Genomic DNA, 24,997 nt, shown 5'->3' on the forward strand with positions numbered 1-24,997 from the left:
AGCGGATGTTGGCGTTTACTGGGGCGGTGGTAACAGACGGCCTGGCCAGCGCTTGCTCGGGCAAGCACCCTTCGCACCTGGTTCGTCGCCGCTAGTTACGCGGACACCCGAGAAGAAAGGAACACTACGTTGGCTTTGCCCACGTTGACTCCGCAGCAGCGGGCGGAAGCCCTGGCCAAGGCGGCTGAGGCCCGCAAGGCACGCTCGGAGCTGCTCGCGTCCATCAAGTCCGGAAGGGAAAGCATTGACAAGGTGCTTATGCGGGCCAAGGACGACAAGACCGTCGGAAAGACGAAGGTCACCCAGTTGCTGAAGGCCGTTCCCGGGCTGGGGCAGGTCAAGGTGGCCGCGTTGCTCGAACAGGCGGGTATCGACCCGGATCGGCGCGCGGCGGGCCTGGGGGAGCGCCAGCGCGAGGCGCTCATCAACGCGCTCAAGTGAGCGGTGGCTCGTGAGTGGTTGGTGGAGCGGCCTACAACTCCGCTAACCACTCACGAGGCAGGCCCATCGCCGTCAGCAACGTGGCGAACTTGGCCGACGTCTCTTCCAGCTCGGCCCATGGGTCGGACTCCGGCACGATGCCTCCGCCCGCGTAAAGCCGCAGTGCCGAGTTCCCGATCTCCGCGCACCGGATCGACACAGCCCACTCGCCGTCGCCCTCGGCGTTCACCCAGCCGACGGTGCCCGCGTAGTAGCCGCGTTCGAACGGCTCCAGTTCGGTGACCAGTTCCCTGGCCAACCCGGTCGGGGTGCCGCAGATCGCCGGTGTGGGATGCAGCGCGGCGGCCAGGCGCAGCGCGGTCACGTCACGGTCCACCAGCTCTCCGGTGATCTTGGTGCGCAGGTGCCACATCGTCGGCGTGGACACCAACTCCGGCATCTCAGGCACGTCGAGCTTGCGACAGAACGGCCGCAGGGTCTCCACCACCGCCTCGGCCAGCACGGCGTGCTCGATGTGGTCCTTGCGGGATGACAGCAGCGCCTTGCCGTTCTCGGTGTCGGCCACCGGGTCGGCCGAACGGGGCAGTGACCCGGCATGCGGCAGCGAAACGACCCGGTCTCCTTGCCTGGAGAGCAGCAGTTCCGGGCTCGAGCCCACGAGCGTGCGTCCCCCTGGCAGTCCGGCCGCGAAGGTGTAGCCGCCGGGGTTGTCCTTGACGAGGTTGTGCAGGATCGCCTCCGCCGAGACACCGTCGGTGAACTCGACGTCCAGTGCCCGTGCGAGCACGACCTTACGCAGTCCACGCTCGCGCAGCGCCACGACCGCGCGGGCCACCGCGTCGGCGTGCCGCCGCGGCTCGGGTACGGGATGCGCGTTCGCCGGTGGACTGACCTGCCTACGCGGTAAGGTGTCCACGGCCGGGTGCATGGGTCCTGCCAGCCTCGTTCGCCGTGGCAGCACGATTCGCCCCGGTGTTCCTTCTGCGCTGTCGAACGGCAACGCACCCACGGCGATCGGCGCGAGGCCGTCCTGCAACGCCGTTGCCACCCGCTGCGAAAGCCGGACCTCGTCGGTGTCGGTCAGCGCAGCCGCCACGCCGGAACCGAGCAGGGTGGCGTTCTCGGTAGCGAGGAAGAAGTCGCGTGCCGTGTAGTCCTCGAGCAGTCGGACCGACGCCTCAGCGGTCGTGCCTTCGGCGCTCGAGTCGGCCACGGGTCGCACCTCCAGGTCGGGCGGGCCACGACGGCTCGCCGCGACCCCGCGCCTACCATTGTCCGTCGATAGTGGGGGCGAGGCTCCACCACCGTTCGGTGACCTCGATCTCGTCGGTGGTGAGCACGGCCACAGCCGCTCGGTAGCCGGGACCGGGGTCGAGGTCGGCCATCCGGGTCACGGCGGGGTTCAGCGCGGCGTCGGTGGATTCCAGCAATCGTGGCCGCGTGCCAGGAGCCGACATCGTCAGTCCGCGCAACGGTATGTGCAGGCCCTTTCCCGCCGCCTTCATGGCGGCCTCCTTGCGCGTCCAGTACGTGAAGAACCCGGCGGGCCGATCCGGTTCGGGCAGCTCACGCCAGGTGGCCAGCTCGGAGTCGTTGAGGGCGTACGACACCAGCGCTTCGTCGGCCCTCCTGTCCGTCGATTCCACGTCGAGCCCCACCGCCGGGCCGCCGGTGACCGCTACGCCCACCCGTTCGGCCGCGTGGGAGATGGACAACGCGATACCTGTGCCGGGCAGCCGTGGAGGGCCGTGCTGTTTGCCGCAGGTTGGGCAGGCGGCGTCGAAGCGGATGACCGCCGGGCTGAGTCCCAGTCGTCGCCCCGCCACCGTTTTGGCCAGCACGCGCCCGGTGAGGAACCTCGACCGGTCGGCCTGCTTGCGATAGGCCTCGTAGCGTTCGCGCTCCGGCTCGCTGAGCAGTGCGAGGTGATCAGCCACCTCGCGCAAGGGCGTGGCCCACCACACCTCGCATGTCGTCACGCGTCGAACCTAGACGAACGCCTCTGGAGGCGGGGGCTGCCGCGGCGCACCTTCGTGCGCTACCTTTGCCGCTAAGCATCCGCTTAGTGGCCGAGGGAGCCTGCGCATGGATTTCAGCCTGAGCGTCGAGGAACGCGAGATTCGTGACTGGGTGCGCACGTTCGTGCAGCGGGAACTCATGCCGCTGGAACAGGAAGTGCTGCGCAGAGAACGAGCGGGACAGCCGGGGCTGACCGGCGACGAGCTCACCGAGTTGCAGTTCAAGGCGCGCGAGTCAGGTTTCTGGGGTGTGCAGACCCCGCAGGAGTACGGCGGTATGGGGCTTTCGGCCGTGATGACAGCCCTGCTGGAGGCGGAACTCGGCCGCACGTTCGTGCCGTTCCGGTTCGGTGGCGCCGCGGACAACATCCTGTTCTACGCCAACGACGAGCAGAAGGAGCGTTACCTGCTGCCCACCATCGAGGGCAAGCGCAAGTCCTGCTTCGCGATCACCGAGCCCGGTGCGGGTTCGGACGCGAAGGCGATCCGCACCAGTGCCCGCAAGGACGGCTCCGACTGGATCATCAACGGCGAGAAGACGTTCATCACCGGCGGCAACGAGGCCGACTTCACGATGGTCTTCGCCATCACCGACCCGGACAAGGGTGCGAACGGCGGGGTCACGTGCTTCCTGGTGGACAGGGAGCTGGGGTGGCGTTCCGAGCCGATCGACACGATGGGCGAGTGGGGTCCGGCCTCGCTGGTGTTCGAGGATGTCCGGGTGCCGGAAAGCCAGATCCTCGGCGAACTCGGGCAGGGGTTCAACCTCGCCATGCAGTGGATCGGCAGGGGCAGGTACCTGCTGCCCGCCAGGGCGATCGGCTCCTGTGAGCGGCTGCTGACGATGGCCATCGACCACGCCAACACCAGGCACACTTTCGGCGCACCGATCGCGCAGCGGCAGGCGATTCAATGGATGATCGCCGATTCCGGTGTCGAGATCGAGGCGTTGCGCTGGCTCGTGTTGCACGCGGCCTGGCAGGTGGACTCCGGAATGGACTCCCGGCACGCGCAGTCGATCGCCAAGCTCTACGGCGGGGTCAAGGCCAACGAGATCGTCGACAGGGTGCTACAGATTCACGGCGGCATGGGATACACGCGGGAGCTGCCGATCGAGCGCTGGTACCGCGAGCTGCGACTGCTACGCATCTACGAGGGCACCGACGAGATCCAGCGCCGTACCATCGCGCGCAACCTGCTGAGGGGCCACGCCAGAGTCGGCGGGGTCCTCGGCTAGCTCGCCTCGGCGAGCCGGTGATCGCTTACTTCCTGGTGGTGGGGTCCGACGGCGATTGGGCGCCACCGGACCCCACCACCGACTTCCGGGGTGCTGTCAGGAGCGCACGGTGTCCTTGCGCTCGCGAAGCGCGAGCGGAACGCCCGCGAGGTCCTCCTCGTTGCACAGCAACTTCAGGTCGTAATAGGGGTATCCGTCGCGTTCGTCGTAGTCCAGGTGGACGGCCAGCACGTCCACGGGCTCGCCCAGCCACTGCTGGGCCTGCCTGAGCCAGCCGGCGCAGCGCTCCAACGCGGCCGGGAGATCGTCGTCACGGAACTCCACCGGTCGGTACGGCACGTCCTGGATCCGGTCACGCGAGTTCGAGGGCATTGGTAGCCCCGGCGAGACGCCCGCATCGTTGAGTTCCAGCTGGATGGTTTCCTCACTCACCCCCCGAGCGTCCCTCAGTGCAGCCGTGAGGGCAAGCGCCGAGGCCGCGCAGGGCCAGCTCGGCGAAGTGCGCGCCGAGCTCGTCGAGGGAAAGCTGCCCGCGTGGCGAGTACCACCTGGCCACCCCGTTGCACATTTCCAGCAGCGCGATCCTGGTCACGGCTGGTTGGGTGGTACGGAACACACCCTGGGCCAGTCCATCGGCGATGGCCTGGGTCCACAGCCGTTCGTACTCGTCTCGAAGCGCGATCACCGACCGTTGCGCGTTGGGTGAGAGCACGTGGATCTCGTTGTCGACGATCCGGGTTTCTTCGGGTTGGGTGGCATGGGTACGGACATGCAGCGTGACCAGCCTGATCACTCGTTCGCGTGGATCTTGGACTCCGTCGAGGGTCTCGGTGGCCGCGGTGATCAGGTCGCGCAGGCAGTCGCGCATGATGTCGGCGAGCAGGTCCTCCTTGGTGCCCATGTAGTGATACAGACTCGCCGAGGACAGCTTGGCGGCTCTCGCCAGATCGCGGATGCCCGTGCCGTGGAAACCCCTGGTGGCGAACAGCTTCACCGCCGCACGTCGCACCCGCTGCCCGCTGGCTAGCGCCATGCGCCCTCCACCGTGTCGAACACCCTTGCCCGCGCCGCCTTGGCGCGGAGTTGTCCCTTGGCGACCCGCTCGGAGGCCGTCATCGGCAACTCGTCGTGGAAGGCCCAGTAGCGCGGCACCTTGAAGTAGGCGAGCTTGCCCGCGCAGAAGTCGGCGAGCCCGCATGGGTCCGGTTCGCGGCCCGATTCCACGACGACGTGGGCGATGATCTCCTCGCCGCGCAGCTCGTCGGGCACGCCAAGCACGGCCACCGCACGGACGTGCGGGTGCAGCAGCAGCGCGCCCTCCACCTCCGCGGCGGACACGTTCTCCCCGCTGCGCCGGATCATGTCCTTGGTCCTGCCCGCGTGGAACACCCGGCCTTGCTCGTCCATCGTGGCCAGGTCACCTGTGTGGAACCAGCCGCCGCGGAAGGCTCGCGCCGTGGCGTCGGGGTCGTCGTGGTAACCGTGCATCAACCCGACCCCCCTGATAAGCAGCTCCCCGATCTGCCCGCGCGGCACCGGCCTGCCCCGTTCGTCGGCGATCACGATCTCTCGGTGTGGGGCGGCTCTGCCGATGCAGCCCGTGCCGACTTGCTCGTCGTGGTCTGCCGGGTCCATCCGGATGTCTGCTCCGGTCTCGGTCATGCCGAACGCCTCGAACCAGCCGACACCCCAACGCCGCTCCAGCTCGGCGTGCAGTTCGCGTGGGATGGCCGAAGCGCTGATCGCCCGTACCCGGTGCTGACGGTCCCGCGGTGACGGCGGCATGCGCAGCAGCAGTGTCGGCATCAACCCAAGGCAGTAGAACCAGGTCACGCCGTGCTGGCGCACGCGTTGCCAGAAGGAGGCCGGATGGAACCGGTCCAGCACCACGAGCTTGGCTCCGGAGGCCAACCCCAACACCACGTTCCACTGTGGATCGATGTAATGGAAGGGCTGTGCGGTGAGGATGGTGTCGTCGGCGGTGATGGCCGGATGCCTGGCCATCAGGTCCGCCGCGAGCGCTGTCCAGTAGCGGTGTGGCAGGACGCAGCCCTTGGGTGAGCCTGTCGTGCCGGAGGTGTACTGGATGTTGGTGGGCAGCTCCGGTACCGGCCGGAAGTCGGGCAGTTCACCGTCGAAGGTCAGTTCCGCCACTGTCAGAACCCGTTCAACGCGCGTTCTTGGCGCGATCGAGCCGAGCAGGTCGGTGAACTCCGGCGTCGTCACGGCCAGCCGCGCCCCCGAGCGCGCCAGCACGTGCTCGCCGTCCAGCTCCCGGTAGTTGGTGTTCACCGGCACGAGCACACCGCCGAGCCGCGCAAGAGCCAGCCACAGCAGCGGGAACTCCGGCTGGTTGCGCAGCAGCACGGCGACTCGGTCGCCTGGTCCCACCCCCAGCGCGGCCAGCGCGCGGGCCAGCCGTTCGACGCTGGCCAGGATCTCGGCGAAGGTGAATCGCTCGCCGGTTTCGTCGAACACCCAGGCCTGCGAGTCCGGCCAGTCGCGTGCGGCCCGCTCGAGCAGGCCGAACAGGTGCTGCTCCCTCATCGCGACCTGAACTCCTCGGTGGCGCGCGCGACGTCAGGGGAGTGCTCGGTGAGCAGTGCGTGACTGACTTCCAGCTCCAGCGCGCTGTCCACGCCTGCGTCCACGCCACTGTCGATCGCGCGTTTGGCCAGTGTTACCGCCGCGGCGGGTTTTTCCGCCAGCCGCCGTGCCCATTCCCTGGCGTGTTCCAGCAGTCGCTCGCCGTCGACCACGGCGTTGACCAGCCCCATGGACTCCGCTCTCGCCGCGTCGATCCGCTCGCCGAACAGCAGCAACTCCTTGGCTCGCAACGGCCCGACCAGCAACGGCAGCAGGCGGGAAGCGGCTCCGGTGACGCTGAGGCCCAACCCCACCTCGGGAAAGCGGAACACGGCGTCGTCGGCGGCGAGCACCAGGTCGCAGCCGAGTGCGAACTCGGCCCCGGCGCCGATCGCGTAGCCGTGCACGGCGGCGATCACCGGTTGCGGCAGCGCGCGCAGCGCCCTCGTCACCTGCTGCAACCGCTCCAGCCGGCGGCGCGGGTCGCCCTGCGGTGGCGGCTGCTTCAGATCATGGCCGGCGCAGAACGCGCGACCCCTTCCCGCGAGCACGACTGCGCGGACCCCGCTGTCCGCGGCGAGTCGGTCGAGGGCGGCGAGCAGATCCTCCACAAGGGCTGGCGTGACCGCGTTCAGCCGCGTGGGCCGATCGAGCCACACCTCGGCTGTGCCGTCGGTGACGGTCAGTGTCACGGCCTCCATACCGGGCAGCGTAGCGGAGCCGATCGATCGATCGATAGTGTGTCGGAATGCCGGTACGAGACGCGATCGCCACCGATATCGAGGAAATCTGCTCGCTCATCGAGGAGCACGCGCGCTACGAGGGCAACGAGGAGTTGCGGCTGGACAGGGCGGACATGGCGCGGCACCTGTTCGGTGCCGACCCGAAGGCGTGGGTGCTCGTCGCGGAGACCGACGGCGAGGTGGCTGGAATGGCGCTGTGTTCGTGGATCTTCTCCACCTGGGAAGCCCGGCCCGGCATCTGGCTCGACGACATCTACCTGCGGCCCCGGTTCCGCCGCATGGGACTGGGCAGGGAACTGCTCACGGAGTTGCGTGCCCGCACCGGCGGGCGGATCGAGTGGGACGTGCGCGAGGACAACCACAAGGCATTGGCGTTCTACACGCAACTCGGCGCGGAGCCCGTTCCCGGCTGGGTGCGATACCGCTGGCGCGGGTGAAGTGACAGGCCTCGCCGGGAGCGTGGCCACGCCGCGCGACCGCCTGGTCGGCCGGTCGCCGTATCGTAGGTGACATGTCTGATGGCGCTAACCGTCGATCGGCGTCGATCGAGGACTACGTGCGGGCGATATACGGCCTCGCCGAGCGTGGTGAGCCCGTCACCAACACCTCACTGGCCGGGAGGCTCGAGGTGAGTCCGTCCTCGGCGTCGGGGATGGTCACGAAGCTCGCGCAGCAGGGGCTGGTGGAGCACGTGCCCTACCGCGGCATCGAGTTGACGTCGGAGGGCAGACTGCTCGCGCGGGCCGTGCTGCGCAGACACCGCCTCATCGAGTCCTACCTGGTGTCGGAACTCGGATACACCTGGGACGAGGTGCATTCCGAGGCCGACCAACTGGAACACGTCGTTTCCGACCGCCTCGTCGAGCGGATCGCCAACAAACTCGGCAACCCGGTGCGTGACCCGCACGGCGACCCCATCCCCGCCATCGACGGTTCGATCGAGGAACTGTCAACCAGACTGCTGGAGGAACTGCCCACCGGCGCGGTCGGTGAGATCGTGCGGGTCTGGGACACCGACCCCGACCTGCTGCGATACCTGGCACAGCGTTCGATCAAGTTGGGCGAGCGCATCGAGGTGATGGAACGGCAACCCTTCGGCGGGTCCATCGTGGTCAAGGTCGGCCAGCCACCCGAGGCGGCCACGCACGCCCTCGGCAGGGAAATCGCGCAGGCGCTTTCGGTCGCCGTGCGCTGATTCCCTACGCACCGGGTCGTAGCGGGGGCTTCACGGGATGATCCTGCGCTTGCGGAGGTCGAAGGTGTCGATGCGCATCCGCTCGGTGTCGACGTGTTCGGCGAATCCGAACCCCCAGGCCGGCGTCGGCAATCTCCAGCAGAGCGCGGCGGTGCCGGCGCTCGCGGCCTCCGGGCGCGGGCCCGCACTCGTCCCCGCCAGCATCGTCGCGCCGCACTTCGAGGGCAGGGTGTTACGACCGAGGCCGTCGGTGCGGCGCACACTTGCCGCGTACACGCGGTCGGACCCCGACCCGCTCACCGCCGAGTTCCTGCGTGTGCTGGTTCGGGAGTGCGCTGTTGGCCCGCTACCGTGAGCGCAGAACTCGCGGGCGGGAGCGGGGGACTCGCGGGCGGGAGCGGGGGACTCGCGAGGGCTCAGCTCGTGAAGTGCTCGTTGACCTGCTGTTCGGTGAGGCCGAAGTCGGCGAGGGCGTAGGTGTGCGCAGGCCTGCTCGCGCCGCTGGTGCTCTGCTCGTGCATCGCGCGCATCGCTGCCGTGGCCGTATCGGTCAGGGGCAGGCCGAAATGGGAGTATATCCGTTCGACGGTGCCGATCGGGTCGGCGACGAAGTCGTCGTAGGCCACGTCGTAGAACCGGCTCTGGTCGCGCTTCGCGCGTTCGGCGGTGAATGTCCGCAGCCCGCGAGCCCACAGTTCGAGCTGGTCGCGGCCGACCATCTCGCCCTGGTAGACGGTGGACCACCGCGACGATGCCTGCGCGTTGAGACTGCACACCGACGCGATCGCCACACTTGGCTCCCGGTGGGTCTGGATCACCAGCGCGTCCGGGTACACCGCCAGGAGCGCATCCAGCGCGAACAGGTGGCTGGGGTTCTTGAGCACCCAGCGGCGGTCGCGGTCGGGCAGGCCGATCAACTGGAGGTTGCGCTTGTGCCTGCGGTAGGCGGGGGTCCAGTCCTGCTTGGCGAGCCACTCGGAGTAGGTCGGTAGGTGCGCGAGGCACTCGTAGGAAACCGAGCGCATCGACTGCCGCAGCAACTGCCAACATTCTTCGACCATGTCAGCCGACATGGCGTGCACGCCCATGAACTCGGGGCGCTGCACGTGAAAGCGTTCGTAGCCGGCCTGAATCCGCTGGAACACCGGGTTGTCCGCCCAGGTGTCGCGCGGAGGACGCGGCTGCGGTACCTCCGTCAGCCAAACCTCCAGACCCTGATGTGCCGGGTCGGCCGTCAGCAACCGGTGCAACGCGGTCGTGCCGGTGCGCGGCAGCCCCGTCACGAAGATCGGCCGCTCGATCGGCACCGTCGCGTACTCGGGGTGACTGCGCCACGCCTGCTCGCTGAGCAGCCGGGCCACGAGGGCACCACGCAGGAACGCGCGCTTCATTTTCGCGCCCACCTCGGTAAGCCCCGCCTCGCGCTGGTAGGACTCCAGCAGCACCTCGAGGCCGTCGGTGTAGTCGTCCTCACCGAAGTCGTCCAGCCCGGTGATCTTCGTGGCGGAGGCGTGCAGCTCGCGCACGGTGCCCACACTCATCAGCTGTGCTCCCTGTGGAATGGCCAGGAGGGCCGGTCGGCTCAGATATTAGAACCTGTTCTACTTGTCGGTCAAAGGGGTGGTCAGCCGGAAGCTGGGCAGGTCGTCCAGCGACAGCATCGCCTCGTAGGTGCGCTCGTAACCGGTGTGCTCGATCCGCCACGCGCCGTCGGAGCAGCGCCGGTAGCGGTCCTCGTAGAACGCGGCTCCCGTGATCACCGTGCGGTACTCCGTGGCGATCACGGTGTCCTCGAAACACCACGTGCCGGTGGCGGTGTCGCCGTCGATGTCGATCTCCGGCTGGGAGGCGAAGTGCGTGGTGATGATGGCGGGTCCGAGCTTGTCCCTCAGGAAACCGAGGATGGCGTCGCGCCCGGTGAAACTCAGCGGCTCGCCGTAGGCGGAGGTTCCGTAACAGGCCGTCGCGTCGGTGGTGAGCACGTCGGACAGCTCGTCCCAGCGCTTGAGGTCCACGCAGCGCAGGTAGCGGTACTTGAGTCGCTTGATCTGTTCCAGCGAGGTGAGATCCATGGCCCAAGCTTGGCCGCGCTCGCTTCTCGTTGCAAGAACTTGTTTCAGTTCGCTGACGCGGTGGCGACCCGGGGCCGGGGTCGCTCGCGGGGCTTGCTTTGCTAGGGCGGTGACAACTGACGCACGACTGGCGGCAAGGCTGGCGCAGCAGGCAGGCGAGTTGCTGCGCGAGCTACGTTCGACCTCGGCCGACCTCGGCCCGAAGGAGCTCGGCAAGCGCGGCGACTCGCTTTCGAACGAGCTGCTGTTGCGGCGGCTCGCGCAGGAGCGGCCGGGAGACGCCGTGCTGACCGAGGAGTCGGCCGACTCCTCCGCGCGCCTTCAGGCGGACCGGGTCTGGATCATCGACCCACTCGACGGGACGAGGGAGTTCGGTCTGGGCGAGCGGCCGGACTGGGCGGTGCACGTCGCCTTGTGGGAGGCGGGAAAGGGCATCACCGCCGCGGCGGTCGCTCAGCCGGACCTCGGCCGGGTCTATGCCAGCGACGAGATCGTCGCGCAGAGCCCACGCGTCGGGCGAACGCGGATACTGGTCAGCGACACGCGTCCGCCCGCGTTCGCGGCGGCTGTCGCCGGGGCGGTGGACGCGGAGCTGGTGCCCATGGGTTCCGCCGGAGCGAAGGCGATGGCGGTGCTACGTGGCGAGGCCGATGCCTACCTGCACGCCGGCGGGCAGTACGAGTGGGACTCGGCCGCGCCCGTCGGTGTGGTGCTGGCCGCGGGACTGCACGCCTGTCGCATCGACGGTTCCGCGCTCCGCTACAACTCGCCGGACCCCTACCTTCCCGACCTGCTGATCTGCCGTCCGGAATTGGCCAAGCCGTTGCTCGCCGCACTCGGTGAGCACGCCAGGTAGAAACAGCAGCGCGGGTGGGTGCCGTGATCGGCTCCCACCCGCGCCTTTTCCAGGGAGTGCGAGGTGCTGGGTCGGATCAGTACTCGGTCTGCTGCGCCTCCGCGACACAGGTCTTCTCGGTGATGTTGAAGCCCGCGCTGTTCGCGTCGGGGGAAAGAACTGGGACGCTGACCCCGTTCAGCAGGTCGCCGATCTGCGCGCCGACGTTGTTGTCGCAGATGCCGATGTTGTTGTCGTTGAGCACGTCGTTGACGTTGATGAGGCCGTACTGGGCGGTGTAGGTGTCGTTGCTGTGGTACTCGTTGACCTCGATGTCATCACCTTCCCAGGCGAAGGCGGGGGAGCCGAGCATCAGCAGTCCGGCCGCGGTTGTCGCGACGAATGCGGTCTTTTTGAACACGTTGCTCATTCCTTATCGGCTTGTCTTGACGATCAGGGTGCTGCGGGTTGTTTGAGATCAACCGCAACCGCGCCAGAAACTATAAGGGTGAATCCGGTTCGCACGCGCGGCTGAGTGGACGTGTCGCTTCACCAAAAAGGGTGATCCGGTGGAATAATGGCGGTGTCTGCCGCGCCGAGGTTCGATGACGTTGACCATGGTTTTGCGAGGTGGCTGCGGTCACGATGAGTGATTTCGCCACGATCAAGTTATGCCCGGAAACCGTAATCGGTGTACCGGCCGGATGCTTTCCGTTGCCATTCCTGTTTCTCGGATGCTTCGATGGAGTGAAGGTTCGCCAATTCTCGAGCGTTGAAAGGTCATTCACATTGGTCACCGATCTGCTCGACTGGTTGCGGAGCCTGCCGCAGGCGGGCCTGCTCGCGGCCGCGGGCCTGCTCGTTTTCGGCGAGTGCACGCTCGGCCTCGGCTTCATCGCTCCGGGTGAGACGGCCCTGTTGATCCTCGGTACCACGGTCACGGGCGCACCGTCGTTCCTTCTCATGTGGTCGGTGACGACGGTGTCGGCTGTCGCGGGAGACACGGTGGGATACCTGCTGGGCAGGAGATTCGGGCCGAGGTTGCGCCGTACCAAGGCGGTGCGACGATACGGCGCCGACGCGTGGGACCGAGCCACTTCGGTGCTGCGGCGTAGGGGTGCCCTCGCGGTGCTGTTCGCCATCTTCCTTCCGGTGCTGCGAACGTTGCTGCCCGCCGCGGCAGGCGCTTCGGGATTGCCACCGAGAGGCTTCCTGCCCGCCGTGATCGTGGGGGCATCGGCATGGTGCGCCCTGCACATCAGCCTGGGTTTCGCGGCGGGAACCGCCGTGCGCGAGCTCGAGGACGCCGTCGGGTTCGGTGGCTGGCTCGTGCTCGGCCTGATCGTGGTGGTGACGGTGATCGTCGTGCTGGTGAAGCGCCGCCGCGCCGGGCGGGGTGCTAAGGGTTGACCGCGCGCAGCACCTGCTCGCCGTACCTGGTGAGCTTGCTCTGGCCGACCCCGCTCACGGAGCCGAGTTCGGGCAACGACGCGGGCCGTCGCGTGGCGATCTGCCGTAACGTCGCGTCGTGGAAGATGACGTAGGCGGGCACGCCCTGCTCCTTGGCCGTCGCCGCCCGCCATGCCCGCAGTCGCTCGAACACGGGCGCGTCGTCCTCGCTGAGAACGGTTTCCTTGCCCGCTACCTTGCCCGCTGCTTTGCCCGCACGGTCCCCGCCCGAACGCGCCCGCCGTTCGGGTTCGGCGCGCAGCGGCACGGCCCGGCCGCGGTACAGCACCTCATCGCTGGCCTCCGTGGTGACGAGTGCGCCGTACTCGCCCTCCACCGCTAGCAGGCCCGCCGCGAGCAACTGCCGCACCACCGCGCGCCACTCGGACTCGCCGAGATCAATACCCACGCCGAACACGGAAAGACTGTCATGACCGTGCTGGAGGACCCTGGCCGTCTTCTTGCCACGGAGGATGTCGATGAGCTGGCCGGCGCCGAACTTCTGCCCGCGCTCCCTGCGAAGCCGCACCACGGTGGACAGCAGCTTCTGCGCGGCGACGGTGCCGTCCCACGAGCGCGGAGGGGTGAGGCAGGTGTCGCAGTTGCCGCACCGGTCGCTGTGCTGTCCGAAGTAGGCCAGCAGCCGCGCCCGGCGGCACTCGACCGTCTCGCACAGCGCGAGCATCGCGTCGAGGTGTGTGGCCAGCCTGCGCCGGTGCGCGGCGTCGCCGTCCGACCCGTCGATGAGCTTGCGCTGCTGCACCACGTCCTGCAGTCCATAGGCCAGCCAAGCGGTGGAAGGCAACCCGTCGCGACCGGCCCTTCCGGTTTCCTGGTAGTAACTCTCGATCGACTTGGGCAGGTCCAGATGCGCGACGAAGCGGACGTCCGGTTTGTCGATCCCCATGCCGAAGGCGATCGTGGCGACCATGACGAGTCCGTCCTCGCGTAGGAAGCGAGCCTGGTGCCGCGCGCGAGTGGTGGAGTCCAGTCCGGCGTGGTAGGGCAGCGCCGTGATCGTGTTGCGAGTCAGGAACTCCGCCGTCTCCTCCACCGCCTTGCGAGTGGCGCAGTAGACGATTCCGCAGTCGCCCGAATGCTCGGTGCGAAGCAGTTCGAGCAATTGGGCGCGCGGTTCCCGTTTCGCCACGATGCGGTACTGGATGTTGGGCCGGTCGAAACTGGCTACGAAGTGCTTGGCCGCCTCCAGCCCGAGCCGGGTGGCGATCTCCTCGTGCGTCTGCCTGGTAGCCGTCGCGGTGAGCGCTATGCGCGGTACGCCGGGCCAGCGTTCGTGTAGTTGCGACAGCGCGAGATAGTCAGGGCGGAAATCGTGCCCCCACTGCGAAACGCAGTGCGCTTCGTCGATGGCGAACAGCGAAACCGTTCCGCGGTCGAGTAGCCGGTAGGTGCTCTCCAGCCGTAGCCGCTCAGGTGCCAGGTACAGCAGGTCCAACTCGCCCGCGACGAACTGGGCCTCGACCGTGCGGCGTTGGTCGGGATCCTGGGTGGAGTTGAGGAAGCCTGCGCGCACACCCGCGTGGCGCAACGCGTCGACCTGGTCCTGCATCAGCGCGATCAGTGGTGAGACCACGACCCCGACGCCGTCGCGTACCAGCGCGGGGATCTGGTAGCACAGCGACTTTCCGCCGCCGGTCGGCATCAGCACCAGCGCGTCTGCGCCCGAGCTGACATGGTCGACGATCTCGCGTTGGCCGTCGCGGAACGAGTCGTAACCGAAGACCTCTTTCAGCACCCGCAGCGGATCCGACGAAATCACCCGGCGATCCTAGCCCGCGAGTACCCGCCCCCGGTGAGCGGCAAGGGATGACGAGGAAACGTCTTGGTCGGTTAATGTCCGCCGCGACGAGGATTTCCCGGAATCAATCGCGGTTATTTCGCTGCGGTTTCGTTATGGTAGCTTTATCGCGCGGACGTGTCGGAACGGACATCGTTGCGGTGGCGGTCATTGTTAGCCGATCTCCGGCTGATTCTTTTCACATTCTTTTGGTTTCCATTACCCCGCGTCGTCGGGCAGGATCGCGGAGTCACCCGGTCGTGGTGGCTATCCCGTACTCGATCAGCGAGTACCCCGTGCTTACTGTGCTTACTTTGGGAGTTGAACCTTGCGGTATCCGATGCGCCGGTTGGCGGGCGCGCTACTCGCCAACGCCTTGATCCTCACGGCTGTCGCCTCGCCCGCGATGGCGCAGACCGACGGCGACCCTTCCGACGTGGTCACGACCACCGTGTCGGAGTCGTCGCCGGCACCTTCGGAGTCGCCTGCCTCGCCGTCGAGTCCCGCGTCGGAGTCGTCGCCCTCGGCGTCGCCGTCATCGGAACCGTCCCCTTCTTCGCCGAGCGTTCCGGATTCGGAACCGTCATCGCCTCCTGGCTCGGGCGAGGAGACCACGACCACCACTGCGCCGTCGCCCACGGACGAGCCCGACCCGGGTGTGGAGGAGCCGCCCTACGTCGACGACGTCGCACACGGCATCGACCTAGACCCCGACAACGGCATCGGGCTGCTGATCATCGCGTGTGCCGCGGGCGAGCCGAAGCATCTCGAGTCGCCGGACTTCGAGGTCCTCGAAGGTCCGCATCAGGACGAGGTGGACGGCCGGTACTGGCTGTATCTCGTGCAGCTGCGGGACGGCCTGACCTTCAAGAGCGGCGAGGTCGTCGGCTACTGGGAGTGCGGCGGCGAAACTCCTGGCGGCGGTGAGGCCCCCGGCGGCGGTGCTCCGGTGGCCCCGGTGCCGGGCTCTGACGACGCCGGTGACTGGCAGGAGGAAAACGGCGGTGACGCGCAGGTCGAGTTCGCCCCGCGGGGTGGCGTCGAGACCGGCTTCGGCGGCACGGCACGGGGCTGAACTTGATGGTCCCGCGCTCGAAACGGCACCAGTTGCGGCGGGGTGGCACGGTCGTGGCCGCCCTGCTGCTGGCCCTGACATCGGCCGGGTGCGGGTCTTCGGAGAAGCCCGCGCCCCCTGCCGAGCGGTCGGCCCCGACATCGGTGCCGGTGACCAAGCCCTACGACAAACTCAGGCCTACCAAGGTCAGCATTCCCAAGATCGGGGCGAACTCGTCGCTGCTTGCGGTCGCGGTCAACACCAAGGGCGAGATCGCTGTTCCTCCCGCCGAGAATCCGATGCAGGCCGCCTGGTATCGGCTTTCCCCGGTACCAGGCGAGACCGGCCCGGCGATCGTGCTCGGCCACGTGGACGGTGGCGGCGAGCCCGGCATCTTCAACCGGCTGCACGAACTGGCGGCAGGTGACGAGATTCTTGTGGAACGCAGCGACGGTGAGCGGCTGCGGTTCGTCGTGGACCACTCCTTGCAGGTTCCGAAGGAGGAGTTCCCCACCGAGGCCGTGTACGGCAACACCGACAAGCCGCAACTGCGGCTGATCACCTGCGGTGGCGTGTTCGACCGCGCCGAGCACAGCTATGAGGACAACGTCATCGTGTACGCGAACCTGGCCTGACCCAACCCGTACCGCCCCCGTGCCCGGCCTCGACGGCCGGGTGTGGGGGCGGATTCTTGTGGTAGTCTGAAAACGAACGAACAGATCGTTCACAGAGTCATAGGAGGTGATCGTATGCCCCCGGCGTTCTCGGCGGAGGAGAAGGCGCACATCAGCCAACTGCTGCTCGACTCGGGGCTGCGGGCGTTCACGACTCAGGGCTTGCGCAAGACGTCGATCGAGGACCTGGTGCGTCCAGCCGGGATCGCCAAGAGCAGCTTCTATCTGTTCTTCGACTCCAAGGAAGCGCTGTACCTTGAGCTGCTGCTGCGGCAGTTGAGGCAGGTCAAGAGTCGGGTGGTCGACGGCGCCCTGCTGCGCGGCGCCGACGCGCGCGACAGCCTGCGGTTGTTCCTGCGGGCGACGATCGAGGAACTGTCCAACAACCCGCTCTACCGAAGGCTCATGACTCACCCCGAGGAACTGCGAGCGGTGGCTCGCAAGCTGGACCCGCACCGGATGAGCGCGCTGGAGGACAACCCGGTCACCGCGCTCGACGACTTCGTCGAGCGGCACCGCGCCGAGGGTGCGCTGATCGACGCCGACCCGGCGGTGATCGTCGGCGTGCTACGGGCGGTGTTGCTGTTGCCCGCTCACGCGGACGAACTCGGCAAGCACTACCCCGCTATCACTGACCTGCTGATCGACCTCGTCACGGCAGGTCTGACCCCGAAACAGGAGGAACTGGGATGACTGGCAAGGTGATTGTGGTCGGAGCGGGCATCGCGGGGCTGTCCACCGCGCTGCGGCTGCGCGAGGCGGGCTGGGAGCCGCTGGTTGTCGAACGCTCGCCTTCGTTGCGCGACAGCGGGTATGCGGTGGTGTTCTCGGGAATCGGTTACGACGCGGCCGAACGCATGGGCATCCTTGCCGGCTTGCGCGAGCGTGCCATCCCCGCCACCGACCTCGTCTACGTCAAGCCGGATGGCAGCACGCGGTTCACGATTCCACGCGACACCGTGCGTGCGATGCAGGGCGAGCGGTCGCTGAACATCCTCAGGGGGGACATCGAGCGGGTGCTGTACGAAGCCGTGCGCGAGCGGGTCGAGATTCGCTTCTCCACCACACCGCAGGCCGTGGAGCAGGACGACGATTCGGTGAAGGTGACGTTGAGCGACGGCACGGTGGTCGAGGCCGACCTACTGGTCGGCGCGGACGGTCTGCACTCGGCCACTCGCGAGCTGGTGTTCGGCCGCGAGGAGACGTTCCGGCGCGACCTCGGCCACATGGTGGGCGTGTTCATGATGGAAAGCCTGCCTGGCGGCGTCGCCGAGGACGCCACCTCGTCACTCACCGTCGGGGGTCGAACGTTGGCGATCGTGCACGTCGGCGACGGACGCTGCGCCGCGTTCTTCGGCTACCGCACCGATCGACCCGATGCCGAACTCGCCGACGGCGCGTTGACCGCGTTGCCGAGGGCCTACGCGGACATGCGATGGGCCGCGCCGGAGGTGCTCGGCCAACTGCACAAGGTGGACTCTGTCTACTTCGACGCGATCAGCCAGCGAGTCGTCGACGGGTGGAGCCGGGGCAGGGTGGTGTTGCTCGGTGACGCGGCGTGGTGCGTCACGCTGTTCGCGGGTTTCGGTTCCTCGCTCGCCGTGGCGGGAGCCGACCTGCTCGGTGATGAGCTGGAGCGGTACGGCACCGACGTGCGCGGTGCGCTGTCGTCGTGGGAGGCGCGGTTGCGCCCCGAAGCCGAGCGTAAACAGAAACTCGGCCGCAGGGTGAAGGGTCTGTACGCGCCGGCGGACCCGGTCCGGTTGTGGCTGCGTGACCTACCGTTGCGCATGGCCGCGCTGCCACCGGTGACGCGCCTGCTGGAGCGACGGCTGCAACTGAAGGGCTGAGCCGCTCGTCCGGTGCGGGGTGGTCAGCGGATCTTCCTACCCACCCCGCACAGCAACCTGCTGTGCTCGGGACGGTCGGGTACGGGCGAGTCCGGACGCCACTGCGGCAGCCAAACCAGGCCTGGCTCGACAAGTTCGAAGTCGCCGAAGAACTCGGCGATCTCCTCGCGTGTACGCAACTGGCCCCTGTTGGTCGACTGCGTGGAGTAGTTGCGCGACACTCGCTGCATGGCAGCCATACCGGCCTCGTCCGACGGGTCGACACTGCCGTGGGAGATCACAAGGAGGCTGCCCGGCTGTAACTGGTCGCGAAAGTAGGCCAGCGGTGTCTCGGGGTGCTGATCCGGTGCCATGAAATGCAGTAGTGCGACCGCGAGCAGGCAGGTTGGCTGCTCCGGGTCGAGCAGCCCTTCGGCGAGGACCCGTTTCCACAGCTGCGGGCCGTCGAAGAAGTCGCCGTGGATGGCGTGGTGCCGATCGGGGTCCGCGGTTTCCTCGAGCAGGATGCGCGCATGCGCGTGTGCGATGGGCTCGTTGTCGATGTAGACGACCTTCGCCTGGCCTGGCGCCACCTCGTCGGCCACCTCGTGCACATTGCCCTGTGTCGGCAGGCCGCTGCCGATGTCCACGAACTGCCGGATGCCTTGCTCGGCCGCGTAGCGCACGGCGCGTCCGAGGAAGGCCCGGTTGGCCAGCGCTCCGGTACGGATATCGGGCATCAGTTGCAGTTGCCGCTCGGCGAACTCCCGATCGATCGCGTAGTTGTTCGTGCCCCCGAGCAGGTAGTCGTAGACGCGACCCGCGCTCGGCCGTTCGAGATCGGGAGAAGGTTCCGTGTCGGCCATAGGACAACTGTACGGTCTCGCGATGTGACGCGTGGTGAGCACCGTGGTGCGGGCTGGGGGGCGCGAGCATGGTTTCGGTCACATTCGGGCGGCAAGCGAAGGTTTGACACCCCTACCCCCCAAGGGTATAAATGCGCTGGCTACACAAGTAAGGAGACAAGCCATGCGGGGATACACCGGGGACAAGGATTCCTTCCTCAAGCGGCTGCGTCGCATCGAGGGGCAGGTCCGGGGCCTGCAGCGAATGGTCGAGAACGACGAGTACTGCATCGACGTACTCACCCAGATCTCGGCCGCGACGAAGGCGCTGCAGTCGGTGTCGCTGGGCTTGATGGACGAACACCTCAAGCACTGCGTCGCCCAGGCCATCGCAGAGGGCGGCGAAACCGCCGAGCTGAAGGTTCGTGAGGCCAGCGAGGCGATCGCGAGGCTCGTCCGCTCCTGAGCAGTTCACCAGTTAACGAGGAGGTTTTCGTGGCAGAGGCGACGTACACGGTGACGGGCATGACCTGCGAACACTGTGTCCGGTCGGTCACCGAGGAGGTCGGCGCCATCGAGGGCGTGACCGACGTTTCGGTAGACCTGGAAAGCGGTCGGGTCAAGGTCAGCAGTACCGGCGAGGTCGGCGTGGACGACGTGCGCGCCGCGGTCGAAGAGGCCGGTTACCAGCTCAGCGCGTGAACTCCTGAAGGAGAGAAATGAATACAGCGGGGAGACTCTCCGCCTACGGTGTGGCGCTCGCCCTGGTCGCGGTCGGCGGCTGGGCGATCGGCACCGCTGTCGGTCCCTTCGCCGGTGCTGCCGGCGCGCGCGGTACTGAGGAAGCCGTGCACGGGGACACTCACAGCGGCACCGTCGCGGAGAGCGAACGACCCAACCAGCCCGGCGGATCGGCGTCACCCAGGGGCGGATATCACCTCCCGCCCACCGGCACGACGCCCACCGAGGGCATGACAGCCGAGTTCTCGTTACCGGCCACCGCCGCGCCCGCGCGCGCCACGGGGCCGACGGTGCAAGGAGGCGCTCGATGACATCGGAGACATCGGGGACATCGCGGATCGAGCCGGTGTCAGGTGCGGCCGAGCACGAGATCGAACTGGCCATCAGCGGCATGACGTGCGCTTCCTGCGCCATGCGCATCGAGCGCAAGCTCAACAAGCTCGACGGCGTCAGCGCCACCGTCAACTACGCCACCGAGAAGGCCACTGTCAGCTACCCCGAAGGCACACAACCGAACAGGCTCATCGAGGAGATCGAGGCCGCTGGTTACTCGGCGGAGCTGCCGACGCCCGCCGAGCAGCGGGTCGAGGGCGAGGTTGACACGGGCAGGGGCGAGGACGACGAGCTGCGTTCGTTACGGCAGCGGCTGGTCGGCTCGGTGGTGCTCGCGGTGCCGGTGATCCTGCTGGCGATGATCCCGGCGTTGCAGTTCACCTACTGGCAGTGGATCTCGCTCACGCTGGCGGCGCCCGTCGTGGTGTGGGCGGCATGGCCCTTCCACAAGGCCGCGTGGACGAACCTGCGACACGGCTCGGCCACCATGGACACGCTCATCTCGATGGGCACCCTTTCGGCGTTGTTGTGGTCGCTGTACGCGCTGCTGTTCGGCAGCGCGGGGATGCCCGGCATGACGCACGCCTTCGAACTGACCATCGAGCGGTCCAGCGGCGGGGCCAACATCTATCTCGAGGTGGCCGCCGGGGTGACGATGTTCATCCTCGCCGGGCGCTACTTCGAGGCGAGGTCCAAGCGACGCGCGGGCGCGGCCCTTCGCGCGTTGCTGGAGCTGGGTGCGAAGGACGTCACGCTGCTGCGCGACGGCAGGGAGGAACGTGTCCCCGTCGACCGGCTGGCGGTCGGTGACCGGTTCCTGGTGCGGCCGGGCGAGAAGATCGCCACCGACGGCGTGGTCGAGGAGGGCAGCTCGGCGGTGGACGCGAGCATGCTCACCGGCGAGTCGGTACCGGTTGAGGTGTCCTCCGGCGACCAGGTCGTCGGCGCCACCGTCAACGCAGGTGGGCGCTTGGTGGTGCGTGCCACCAGAATCGGCTCGGACACCCAACTGGCGCAGATGGCCAAGCTGGTCGAACAGGCACAGACGGGCAAGGCCGAGGTACAGCGGCTGGCGGACCGCATCTCCGCGGTCTTCGTGCCGATCGTCATAGCGCTGGCGGTAGGCACGCTGGCGTTCTGGCTGGGTGCCGGGGTCGGGGCATCGGCGGCGTTCACCGCGGCCGTCGCCGTGTTGATCATCGCCTGCCCGTGCGCGCTCGGCCTGGCCACCCCCACGGCACTGCTCGTGGGGACCGGCAGGGGCGCACAGCTCGGCATCCTGATCAAGGGGCCGGAGGTGCTCGAGTCCACCCGGCGCATCGACACCGTCGTGCTCGACAAGACCGGCACCGTCACCACCGGCCGGATGGCGCTGGTCGGGGTGCACGTCGCGGAAGGCACCGACGAGGACACGGCGCTTCGGCTGGCCGGGACGCTGGAGAACGCTTCGGAACACCCCATCGCGAGGGCCATCGCCGACGGCGCAAGGGAGCGGCTCGGTGACCTGGGTGAGGTGGAGGAGTTCAGCAACACCGAAGGGCTCGGTGTGCAGGGCGTTGTCGATGGCCACGCGGTGATCGCGGGCCGGACCGGGCTGCTCGAGCAGTGGAGCCTGCGGCTGCCGAGCGAACTGGCTGAGGCGAAGGCCGAGGAGGAGGCGCGAGGACGCACCGCCGTGGCCGTGGGCTGGGACGGCGCGGCTCGCGCGGTGCTGGCCGTGGCCGACACCGTCAAGCCCACCTCCTCGGAGGCGATCGCGCGGTTGCGCGAACTCGGCCTCACCCCGGTGTTGCTCACCGGCGACAACGAGACCGTAGCCAGGTCGGTCGCTGCCGAGGTCGGGATCTCCGAGGTCGTGGCCGAGGTGCTGCCACAGGACAAGGTCGATGTGATCAAGCGACTGCAGGGCGATGGCAAGGTGGTCGCCATGGTCGGAGACGGCATCAACGACGCGGGCGCGCTCGCACAGGCCGATCTCGGACTGGCCATGGGCACCGGCACCGATGTCGCTATCGAGGCCAGCGACCTGACGCTGGTTCGCGGCGACCTGCGTGCGGCCGCCGACGCCATCCGGCTCGCCCGGCGCACCCTGCGCACGATCAAGGGCAACCTGTTCTGGGCGTTCGCCTACAACGTGGCCGCGCTACCACTGGCGGCCGCGGGCTTGCTCAACCCGATGATCGCGGGGGCCGCCATGGCGTTCTCCTCGGTGTTCGTGGTCAGCAACAGCCTGCGGCTGCGCGGCTTCCGCTGAGCACACGTTCGGCAGGGCCCGTCGAACCGTGATGAGCGGTTCGACGGGCCCTGCCGTCAGTTCACACCCCGACCGAGTCGCGGGTGATGACCCTGGTGAGCGGAGCGCCGTTGCCGTTGCCATTGCCATTGCCGCCGTCGAACGGCGTGAAGTCGAAGCGGACCTCGCCGCGCGCCGAGTCGGCAACGACCGGGGTGAGGATCCCCGCGGTGCCGGATGTGCTGAACCTGGCGAGTACCTGGGCGAGTGCTTCGGGAGCGTGCTTAGGCTCCGCGTCGGCCTGAGCGAGCGTGCGATGCAGGTTCGTCAGATCCCACCCCTCCGAGGAACCGCTGCCCGCGGGCATCCCAAGGGCGGCGGTGAGCAACCACCTACCACGTTTGCCGGATAGGGCGGGCGTGCGGTGGGTACTGATGCCGATAACCTGATCGGCCCGGATCAACCCGTCACCGAGCGTGCGAATCCAGACCCTGTCCAGCGCCATTCTCGCTCACTCCTCCCTGCGCGGGTACCGCAGTGCCTACATTCAACGATCAAGAGTATCTTTAATGTCTTCTTGATTCAATCTTCACTGCGCAATGTAGATATTCTTGGGGCCTTTTGACCCCTTGTGGGTTGCCCCTATCGACGTAACGTACGGGCCGCGTCGGGTGGAACAGGGCAGGAGAGCAGCTCGTACCCGGGGCCGTACAGCGGCGGTGACGAAAGATGGATCTGGAGTTTCACGGGGCTCCCGCGCAAGGGCTGCGACGCTACGTTCGCCTGGTGCGGGAGGCACTCGAGCTGGTCGGCGATTGTTCCTGTGTGCAGCTGGAGCCACCGGCAAACGCGTATCTGGCTGTCGAGGGGAGCCTTCCTCGGTTCCCTGGCAGGGACGTGGCGTTGATCTGGGATGAGGAAAACGGTTGGGCCGTCGCCGTGGAGGCCCATTGCGGAGAAGACCTGCTCGTGCAGGGTTACCTCAGCGCGGACATCCTGCCGGAGCCCGGTGAGGTGGCGAGGTTCGCCAAGCGGGTGATGCAGGGCGAGCGGGTTGGGCTGCTGGACGCGCCCGCACTGCGTGTGGCGGAAGCGCCGGACGATCTGCCGTCGCGGCTGGCGGAGTACGCCATGCCCGTGACCGTCCCGAGCTGACGGCCACGGGCATGACGCCACTCCTCGGCTCAGATGGACACGCCGTGGCTGCGAAGCCAGACGAGCGGGTCGATCTTGTTGCCGTTCTCGTGCACCTCGAAGTGCAGGTGCGGACCGGTGGACTCGCCGCGGTTGCCCATCGTGGCGATCTGCTGACCTGCGCCGACGCGCTGCCCGACTGACACCAGTGACTCGTTGATGTGGCCGTAGACGGTGATGAGTCCGTTGTCGTGCCGCACCCGCACCCACAGGCCGAAGCCACTGGCCGGGCCCGAGGAGATCACCTCACCGGCCATGGTGGAGAGAATTGGCGTGCCGATGCTGTTGGCGATGTCGATGCCGTAGTGCACCGTTCCCCACCGGATCCCGTAGGTGGACGTCAAGGTGCCCTGTGCGGGCAGCACCACACCGGAGGAACCAACCGAGGGCGCGGCGGCGGGTGCGGCCTCAGCGGGCGCGGGCGCAGCGGCCTGCGCGGCCTGCGCCTGCAGCGCGGCCTTCCTGGCGAGTAGCTCGTCGATGGTGCCCTGCGCGTTGTCCTTCTGCGCCACGGCATCACGGTGCGCGGCCTCGGCGTCGGACTTGGCCTGTGCCGCTGCCGCCTCGTTGTCGGTGGCGCGCTGGAGTGCGGCCTGCGCCTCCTTGTCGGCAGCGGCCCGCTCGTTCATCGCCTTTCGCATGCCGTCCAGTACGTCGAGCTGCTCGCTGCCGATCGCGTTCAGCAGCGAGGCCCTCGCCAGCATGTCCGTGGGGCTTGCCGAGCCGAGGTAGGCGGTGACCGAGCCGACGGTGCTGCCCTGCCGATAGCTGGCGGAGGCGAACTCGTCGACCTTGTGCTGTAACTGCTGTACCCGTTGCGCCGCGGCTTCGGACTCCGCGCGGGCGGTGTCCGCCTTGGCCCTTGCGTCGGCGGCGGCCTTGCTCGCTTGCTGCTGTCGCTGTTGCGCCGTGGTGAACTTCTCGTAGGTCCTCGCCAGCTCTGCCTGTGCCGCGCTGAGCTCGGCCTCGGCGGCCGCGATGTCATCAGCGAGGCTGTCCTGGGCACCGGAGGCGAGAGTGTTCCCGAGTGCACCGACGAGAGCGATGATGATCAGCAACGCCACAGGCGCGCCTCGGGACAGCGGAATGCGCACACCCATGTGTGGCTCCAATGACAGTCAGGGGCGCGCGCCGAAGTCGGGGGATGACGCACGCCCGGGTCGGGGGCATGGTGACTATGCGTCAGTGAGCGCGACTAATCCATAGGATTTGAGCTGCACCACAACAATTCGGTCACATTGGTGCCACAATACTGCGCTGCGTGCTTGACCGCATACTGAGCGAAGCGGTTCTGATGCCTGACTTGGTAGGAATTCAGGCGCGCTCCGGCCGGGGTAGCGGCGGGCGCCTTCGGCCTACGTCAGACGTGGGCGACGATGCCGGGATGCCAGCACCGAACCGAGCCAGCTTCGGTAGCGCGGGGTTGCCAACAGGCTCTACCGAACGTGGCGGTCGTCCCCGGACGGCACCTCACTCGCCGTCGCGGCGCTGCTCCTCGGTGTCGCCGTCCGCTTCATTCTGATTCCATTTGCGGCGCATCGTCGCGATCGCCCGATCGTGCAGCTCGGCGATCGCGACGTGCGCCTTCTGCACCTCTTGGTCGAGCCTGTTGAGGAAATCCTTGTCCGACTCCATCGTGCCCCTCTCCCTTCGGCCTGCGACCCCTCCGCCGCTTCCGCTGGCCGGTCGGACCGCTCGTCGGATCAGCGCAGCGCGATCG

The 24,997-nt window shown here is 67.8% G+C and carries 30 protein-coding genes and 1 pseudogene; 15 read left to right on the forward strand and 16 right to left on the reverse strand.

Translation table 11 applies throughout. The annotated features are described in order from the left end of the window. Window positions 1-129: 129 nt before the first annotated feature. Window positions 130-441: an integration host factor, actinobacterial type gene (gene mihF, locus FHU38_RS03495; RefSeq protein WP_009156260.1), complete on the forward strand. Its 312-nt coding sequence runs from the start codon at window positions 130-132 to the stop codon at window positions 439-441. 31 nt (window positions 442-472) lie between these two features. Here the strand turns inward: mihF and FHU38_RS03500 are convergent, their stop codons facing one another. Together FHU38_RS03500 and FHU38_RS03505 are read right to left on the reverse strand one after the other, a co-directional pair. Next, the gene (locus tag FHU38_RS03500) at window positions 473-1,654 is read right to left on the reverse strand and encodes an isochorismate synthase (protein ID WP_313886655.1); all 1,182 of its coding nucleotides are present in this window, start codon (window positions 1,652-1,654) and stop codon (window positions 473-475) included. A gap of 52 nt (window positions 1,655-1,706) precedes the next feature. Further along, window positions 1,707-2,420, reverse strand: coding sequence for a 4'-phosphopantetheinyl transferase family protein (locus FHU38_RS03505; RefSeq protein ID WP_167166432.1), 714 nt, complete (start codon window positions 2,418-2,420; stop codon window positions 1,707-1,709). Between the two features lie 106 nt (window positions 2,421-2,526). On the opposite strand from FHU38_RS03505, the gene FHU38_RS03510 reads away from it, so the two are divergent. Beyond that, a complete protein-coding gene (locus FHU38_RS03510; protein ID WP_167166434.1) occupies window positions 2,527-3,696 on the forward strand; it encodes an acyl-CoA dehydrogenase family protein in 1,170 nt (389 codons plus the stop codon). Window positions 3,697-3,792: 96 nt separating this feature from the next. Here FHU38_RS03510 and FHU38_RS03515 read toward each other — a convergent pair whose 3' ends face one another. From FHU38_RS03515 to FHU38_RS03530, 4 genes are read right to left on the reverse strand one after another with little or no spacing between them, the layout of a single operon-like run. After that, window positions 3,793-4,128: a hypothetical protein gene (locus FHU38_RS03515; RefSeq protein ID WP_009156256.1), complete on the reverse strand. Its 336-nt coding sequence runs from the start codon at window positions 4,126-4,128 to the stop codon at window positions 3,793-3,795. Beyond that, on the reverse strand, window positions 4,121-4,729 hold the full coding sequence (locus FHU38_RS03520) for a TetR/AcrR family transcriptional regulator (protein ID WP_167166436.1): 609 nt from the start codon (window positions 4,727-4,729) through the stop codon (window positions 4,121-4,123). Before FHU38_RS03520 ends, FHU38_RS03515 begins: the two co-directional genes overlap by 8 nt. After that, the gene (locus FHU38_RS03525; protein ID WP_167166438.1) at window positions 4,720-6,243 is read right to left on the reverse strand and encodes an AMP-binding protein; all 1,524 of its coding nucleotides are present in this window, start codon (window positions 6,241-6,243) and stop codon (window positions 4,720-4,722) included. The genes FHU38_RS03520 and FHU38_RS03525 overlap by 10 nt, the downstream gene beginning before the upstream one ends. Beyond that, entirely contained in the window at window positions 6,240-6,983 is a 744-nt protein-coding gene (locus FHU38_RS03530; protein WP_167166440.1) for an enoyl-CoA hydratase/isomerase family protein, read from the reverse strand. Before FHU38_RS03530 ends, FHU38_RS03525 begins: the two co-directional genes overlap by 4 nt. 47 nt (window positions 6,984-7,030) lie before the next feature. Between FHU38_RS03530 and FHU38_RS03535 the strand changes: the two genes are divergently transcribed. Together FHU38_RS03535 and FHU38_RS03540 are read left to right on the forward strand one after the other, a co-directional pair. Then, a complete protein-coding gene (locus tag FHU38_RS03535) occupies window positions 7,031-7,462 on the forward strand; it encodes a GNAT family N-acetyltransferase (protein WP_167166443.1) in 432 nt (143 codons plus the stop codon). A 74-nt stretch (window positions 7,463-7,536) separates the two neighbouring features. Continuing rightward, window positions 7,537-8,220, forward strand: coding sequence for a metal-dependent transcriptional regulator (locus FHU38_RS03540; protein ID WP_167166445.1), 684 nt, complete (start codon window positions 7,537-7,539; stop codon window positions 8,218-8,220). A gap of 30 nt (window positions 8,221-8,250) precedes the next feature. Here the strand turns inward: FHU38_RS03540 and FHU38_RS03545 are convergent, their stop codons facing one another. From FHU38_RS03545 to FHU38_RS03555, 3 genes are all read right to left on the reverse strand, one after another. Next, window positions 8,251-8,520: a hypothetical protein gene (locus tag FHU38_RS03545; protein WP_167165463.1), complete on the reverse strand. Its 270-nt coding sequence runs from the start codon at window positions 8,518-8,520 to the stop codon at window positions 8,251-8,253. Between the two features lie 116 nt (window positions 8,521-8,636). Next, on the reverse strand, window positions 8,637-9,761 hold the full coding sequence (locus tag FHU38_RS03550) for a sulfotransferase family protein (protein ID WP_167166447.1): 1,125 nt from the start codon (window positions 9,759-9,761) through the stop codon (window positions 8,637-8,639). Window positions 9,762-9,821: 60 nt separating this feature from the next. Further along, complete coding sequence (locus FHU38_RS03555; RefSeq protein ID WP_167166449.1) at window positions 9,822-10,292, reverse strand: nuclear transport factor 2 family protein; 471 nt, start codon at window positions 10,290-10,292, stop codon at window positions 9,822-9,824. A 109-nt stretch (window positions 10,293-10,401) separates the two neighbouring features. On the opposite strand from FHU38_RS03555, the gene FHU38_RS03560 reads away from it, so the two are divergent. After that, entirely contained in the window at window positions 10,402-11,148 is a 747-nt protein-coding gene (locus FHU38_RS03560) for a 3'(2'),5'-bisphosphate nucleotidase CysQ (RefSeq protein WP_167166451.1), read from the forward strand. Window positions 11,149-11,224: 76 nt separating this feature from the next. Here FHU38_RS03560 and FHU38_RS26910 read toward each other — a convergent pair whose 3' ends face one another. Then, window positions 11,225-11,548, reverse strand: coding sequence for a hypothetical protein (locus FHU38_RS26910; RefSeq protein WP_208415538.1), 324 nt, complete (start codon window positions 11,546-11,548; stop codon window positions 11,225-11,227). Between the two features lie 368 nt (window positions 11,549-11,916). Here FHU38_RS26910 and FHU38_RS03570 point away from each other — a divergent pair, with 368 nt between their 5' ends. Continuing rightward, the gene (locus tag FHU38_RS03570) at window positions 11,917-12,537 is read left to right on the forward strand and encodes a DedA family protein (RefSeq protein WP_167166453.1); all 621 of its coding nucleotides are present in this window, start codon (window positions 11,917-11,919) and stop codon (window positions 12,535-12,537) included. Here FHU38_RS03570 and recQ read toward each other — a convergent pair. Further along, window positions 12,527-14,356 carry a DNA helicase RecQ gene (recQ, locus tag FHU38_RS03575; protein WP_167166455.1) on the reverse strand — a complete coding sequence of 610 codons (1,830 nt, stop codon included), beginning with the start codon at window positions 14,354-14,356 and terminating at the stop codon, window positions 12,527-12,529. The genes FHU38_RS03570 and recQ overlap by 11 nt on opposite strands. Window positions 14,357-14,683: 327 nt before the next feature. Further along, complete coding sequence (locus tag FHU38_RS27115) at window positions 14,684-15,013, reverse strand: hypothetical protein (RefSeq protein WP_243852187.1); 330 nt, start codon at window positions 15,011-15,013, stop codon at window positions 14,684-14,686. A 19-nt stretch (window positions 15,014-15,032) separates the two neighbouring features. On the opposite strand from FHU38_RS27115, the gene FHU38_RS27120 reads away from it, so the two are divergent. The 4 genes from FHU38_RS27120 to FHU38_RS03595 all read left to right on the forward strand — a co-directional run bounded on the left by FHU38_RS27120 (window position 15,033) and on the right by FHU38_RS03595 (window position 17,952). Then, entirely contained in the window at window positions 15,033-15,449 is a 417-nt protein-coding gene (locus tag FHU38_RS27120; protein ID WP_243852188.1) for a hypothetical protein, read from the forward strand. 5 nt (window positions 15,450-15,454) lie between these two features. Next, the gene (locus FHU38_RS03585; protein WP_167166457.1) at window positions 15,455-16,063 is read left to right on the forward strand and encodes a class F sortase; all 609 of its coding nucleotides are present in this window, start codon (window positions 15,455-15,457) and stop codon (window positions 16,061-16,063) included. Window positions 16,064-16,177: 114 nt separating this feature from the next. Next, on the forward strand, window positions 16,178-16,795 hold the full coding sequence (locus tag FHU38_RS03590; RefSeq protein WP_167166459.1) for a TetR/AcrR family transcriptional regulator: 618 nt from the start codon (window positions 16,178-16,180) through the stop codon (window positions 16,793-16,795). Then, complete coding sequence (locus FHU38_RS03595) at window positions 16,792-17,952, forward strand: FAD-dependent oxidoreductase (protein ID WP_167166461.1); 1,161 nt, start codon at window positions 16,792-16,794, stop codon at window positions 17,950-17,952. The genes FHU38_RS03590 and FHU38_RS03595 overlap by 4 nt, the downstream gene beginning before the upstream one ends. A 23-nt stretch (window positions 17,953-17,975) precedes the next feature. Here FHU38_RS03595 and FHU38_RS03600 read toward each other — a convergent pair whose 3' ends face one another. After that, window positions 17,976-18,797, reverse strand: a complete 822-nt coding sequence (locus FHU38_RS03600) for an SAM-dependent methyltransferase (RefSeq protein WP_167166463.1) — start codon at window positions 18,795-18,797, stop codon at window positions 17,976-17,978. A gap of 163 nt (window positions 18,798-18,960) precedes the next feature. On the opposite strand from FHU38_RS03600, the gene FHU38_RS03605 reads away from it, so the two are divergent. The 4 genes and pseudogenes from FHU38_RS03605 (at window position 18,961) to FHU38_RS03620 (ending at window position 22,104) form a co-directional block, all read left to right on the forward strand. Beyond that, window positions 18,961-19,242 (forward strand): metal-sensitive transcriptional regulator, encoded by a 282-nt coding sequence (locus tag FHU38_RS03605; protein WP_167166465.1) that lies wholly within the window; start codon window positions 18,961-18,963, stop codon window positions 19,240-19,242. Window positions 19,243-19,271: 29 nt separating this feature from the next. Continuing rightward, window positions 19,272-19,478, forward strand: coding sequence for a heavy-metal-associated domain-containing protein (locus tag FHU38_RS03610; RefSeq protein ID WP_167166467.1), 207 nt, complete (start codon window positions 19,272-19,274; stop codon window positions 19,476-19,478). 17 nt (window positions 19,479-19,495) lie between these two features. Next, a pseudogene (locus tag FHU38_RS03615) lies at window positions 19,496-19,765 on the forward strand (hypothetical protein); the annotation flags it as partial. A gap of 59 nt (window positions 19,766-19,824) precedes the next feature. After that, complete coding sequence (locus FHU38_RS03620) at window positions 19,825-22,104, forward strand: heavy metal translocating P-type ATPase (RefSeq protein ID WP_167166470.1); 2,280 nt, start codon at window positions 19,825-19,827, stop codon at window positions 22,102-22,104. A gap of 61 nt (window positions 22,105-22,165) precedes the next feature. On the opposite strand, the gene FHU38_RS03625 is transcribed toward FHU38_RS03620, so the two are convergent. Beyond that, window positions 22,166-22,588: a hypothetical protein gene (locus FHU38_RS03625; protein ID WP_167166472.1), complete on the reverse strand. Its 423-nt coding sequence runs from the start codon at window positions 22,586-22,588 to the stop codon at window positions 22,166-22,168. A gap of 224 nt (window positions 22,589-22,812) precedes the next feature. Here FHU38_RS03625 and FHU38_RS03630 point away from each other — a divergent pair, with 224 nt between their 5' ends. Further along, window positions 22,813-23,238: a DUF6292 family protein gene (locus tag FHU38_RS03630; RefSeq protein ID WP_167166474.1), complete on the forward strand. Its 426-nt coding sequence runs from the start codon at window positions 22,813-22,815 to the stop codon at window positions 23,236-23,238. A 29-nt stretch (window positions 23,239-23,267) separates the two neighbouring features. Here FHU38_RS03630 and FHU38_RS03635 read toward each other — a convergent pair whose 3' ends face one another. Further along, window positions 23,268-24,377, reverse strand: coding sequence for a M23 family metallopeptidase (locus tag FHU38_RS03635; RefSeq protein ID WP_167166476.1), 1,110 nt, complete (start codon window positions 24,375-24,377; stop codon window positions 23,268-23,270). 370 nt (window positions 24,378-24,747) lie between these two features. Next, window positions 24,748-24,912 carry a hypothetical protein gene (locus tag FHU38_RS03640; RefSeq protein WP_167166478.1) on the reverse strand — a complete coding sequence of 55 codons (165 nt, stop codon included), beginning with the start codon at window positions 24,910-24,912 and terminating at the stop codon, window positions 24,748-24,750. Between the last annotated feature and the right edge of the window lie 85 nt (window positions 24,913-24,997).

Source organism: Saccharomonospora amisosensis, assembly GCF_011761185.1.
GTDB lineage: Bacteria > Actinomycetota > Actinomycetes > Mycobacteriales > Pseudonocardiaceae > Saccharomonospora_A > Saccharomonospora_A amisosensis.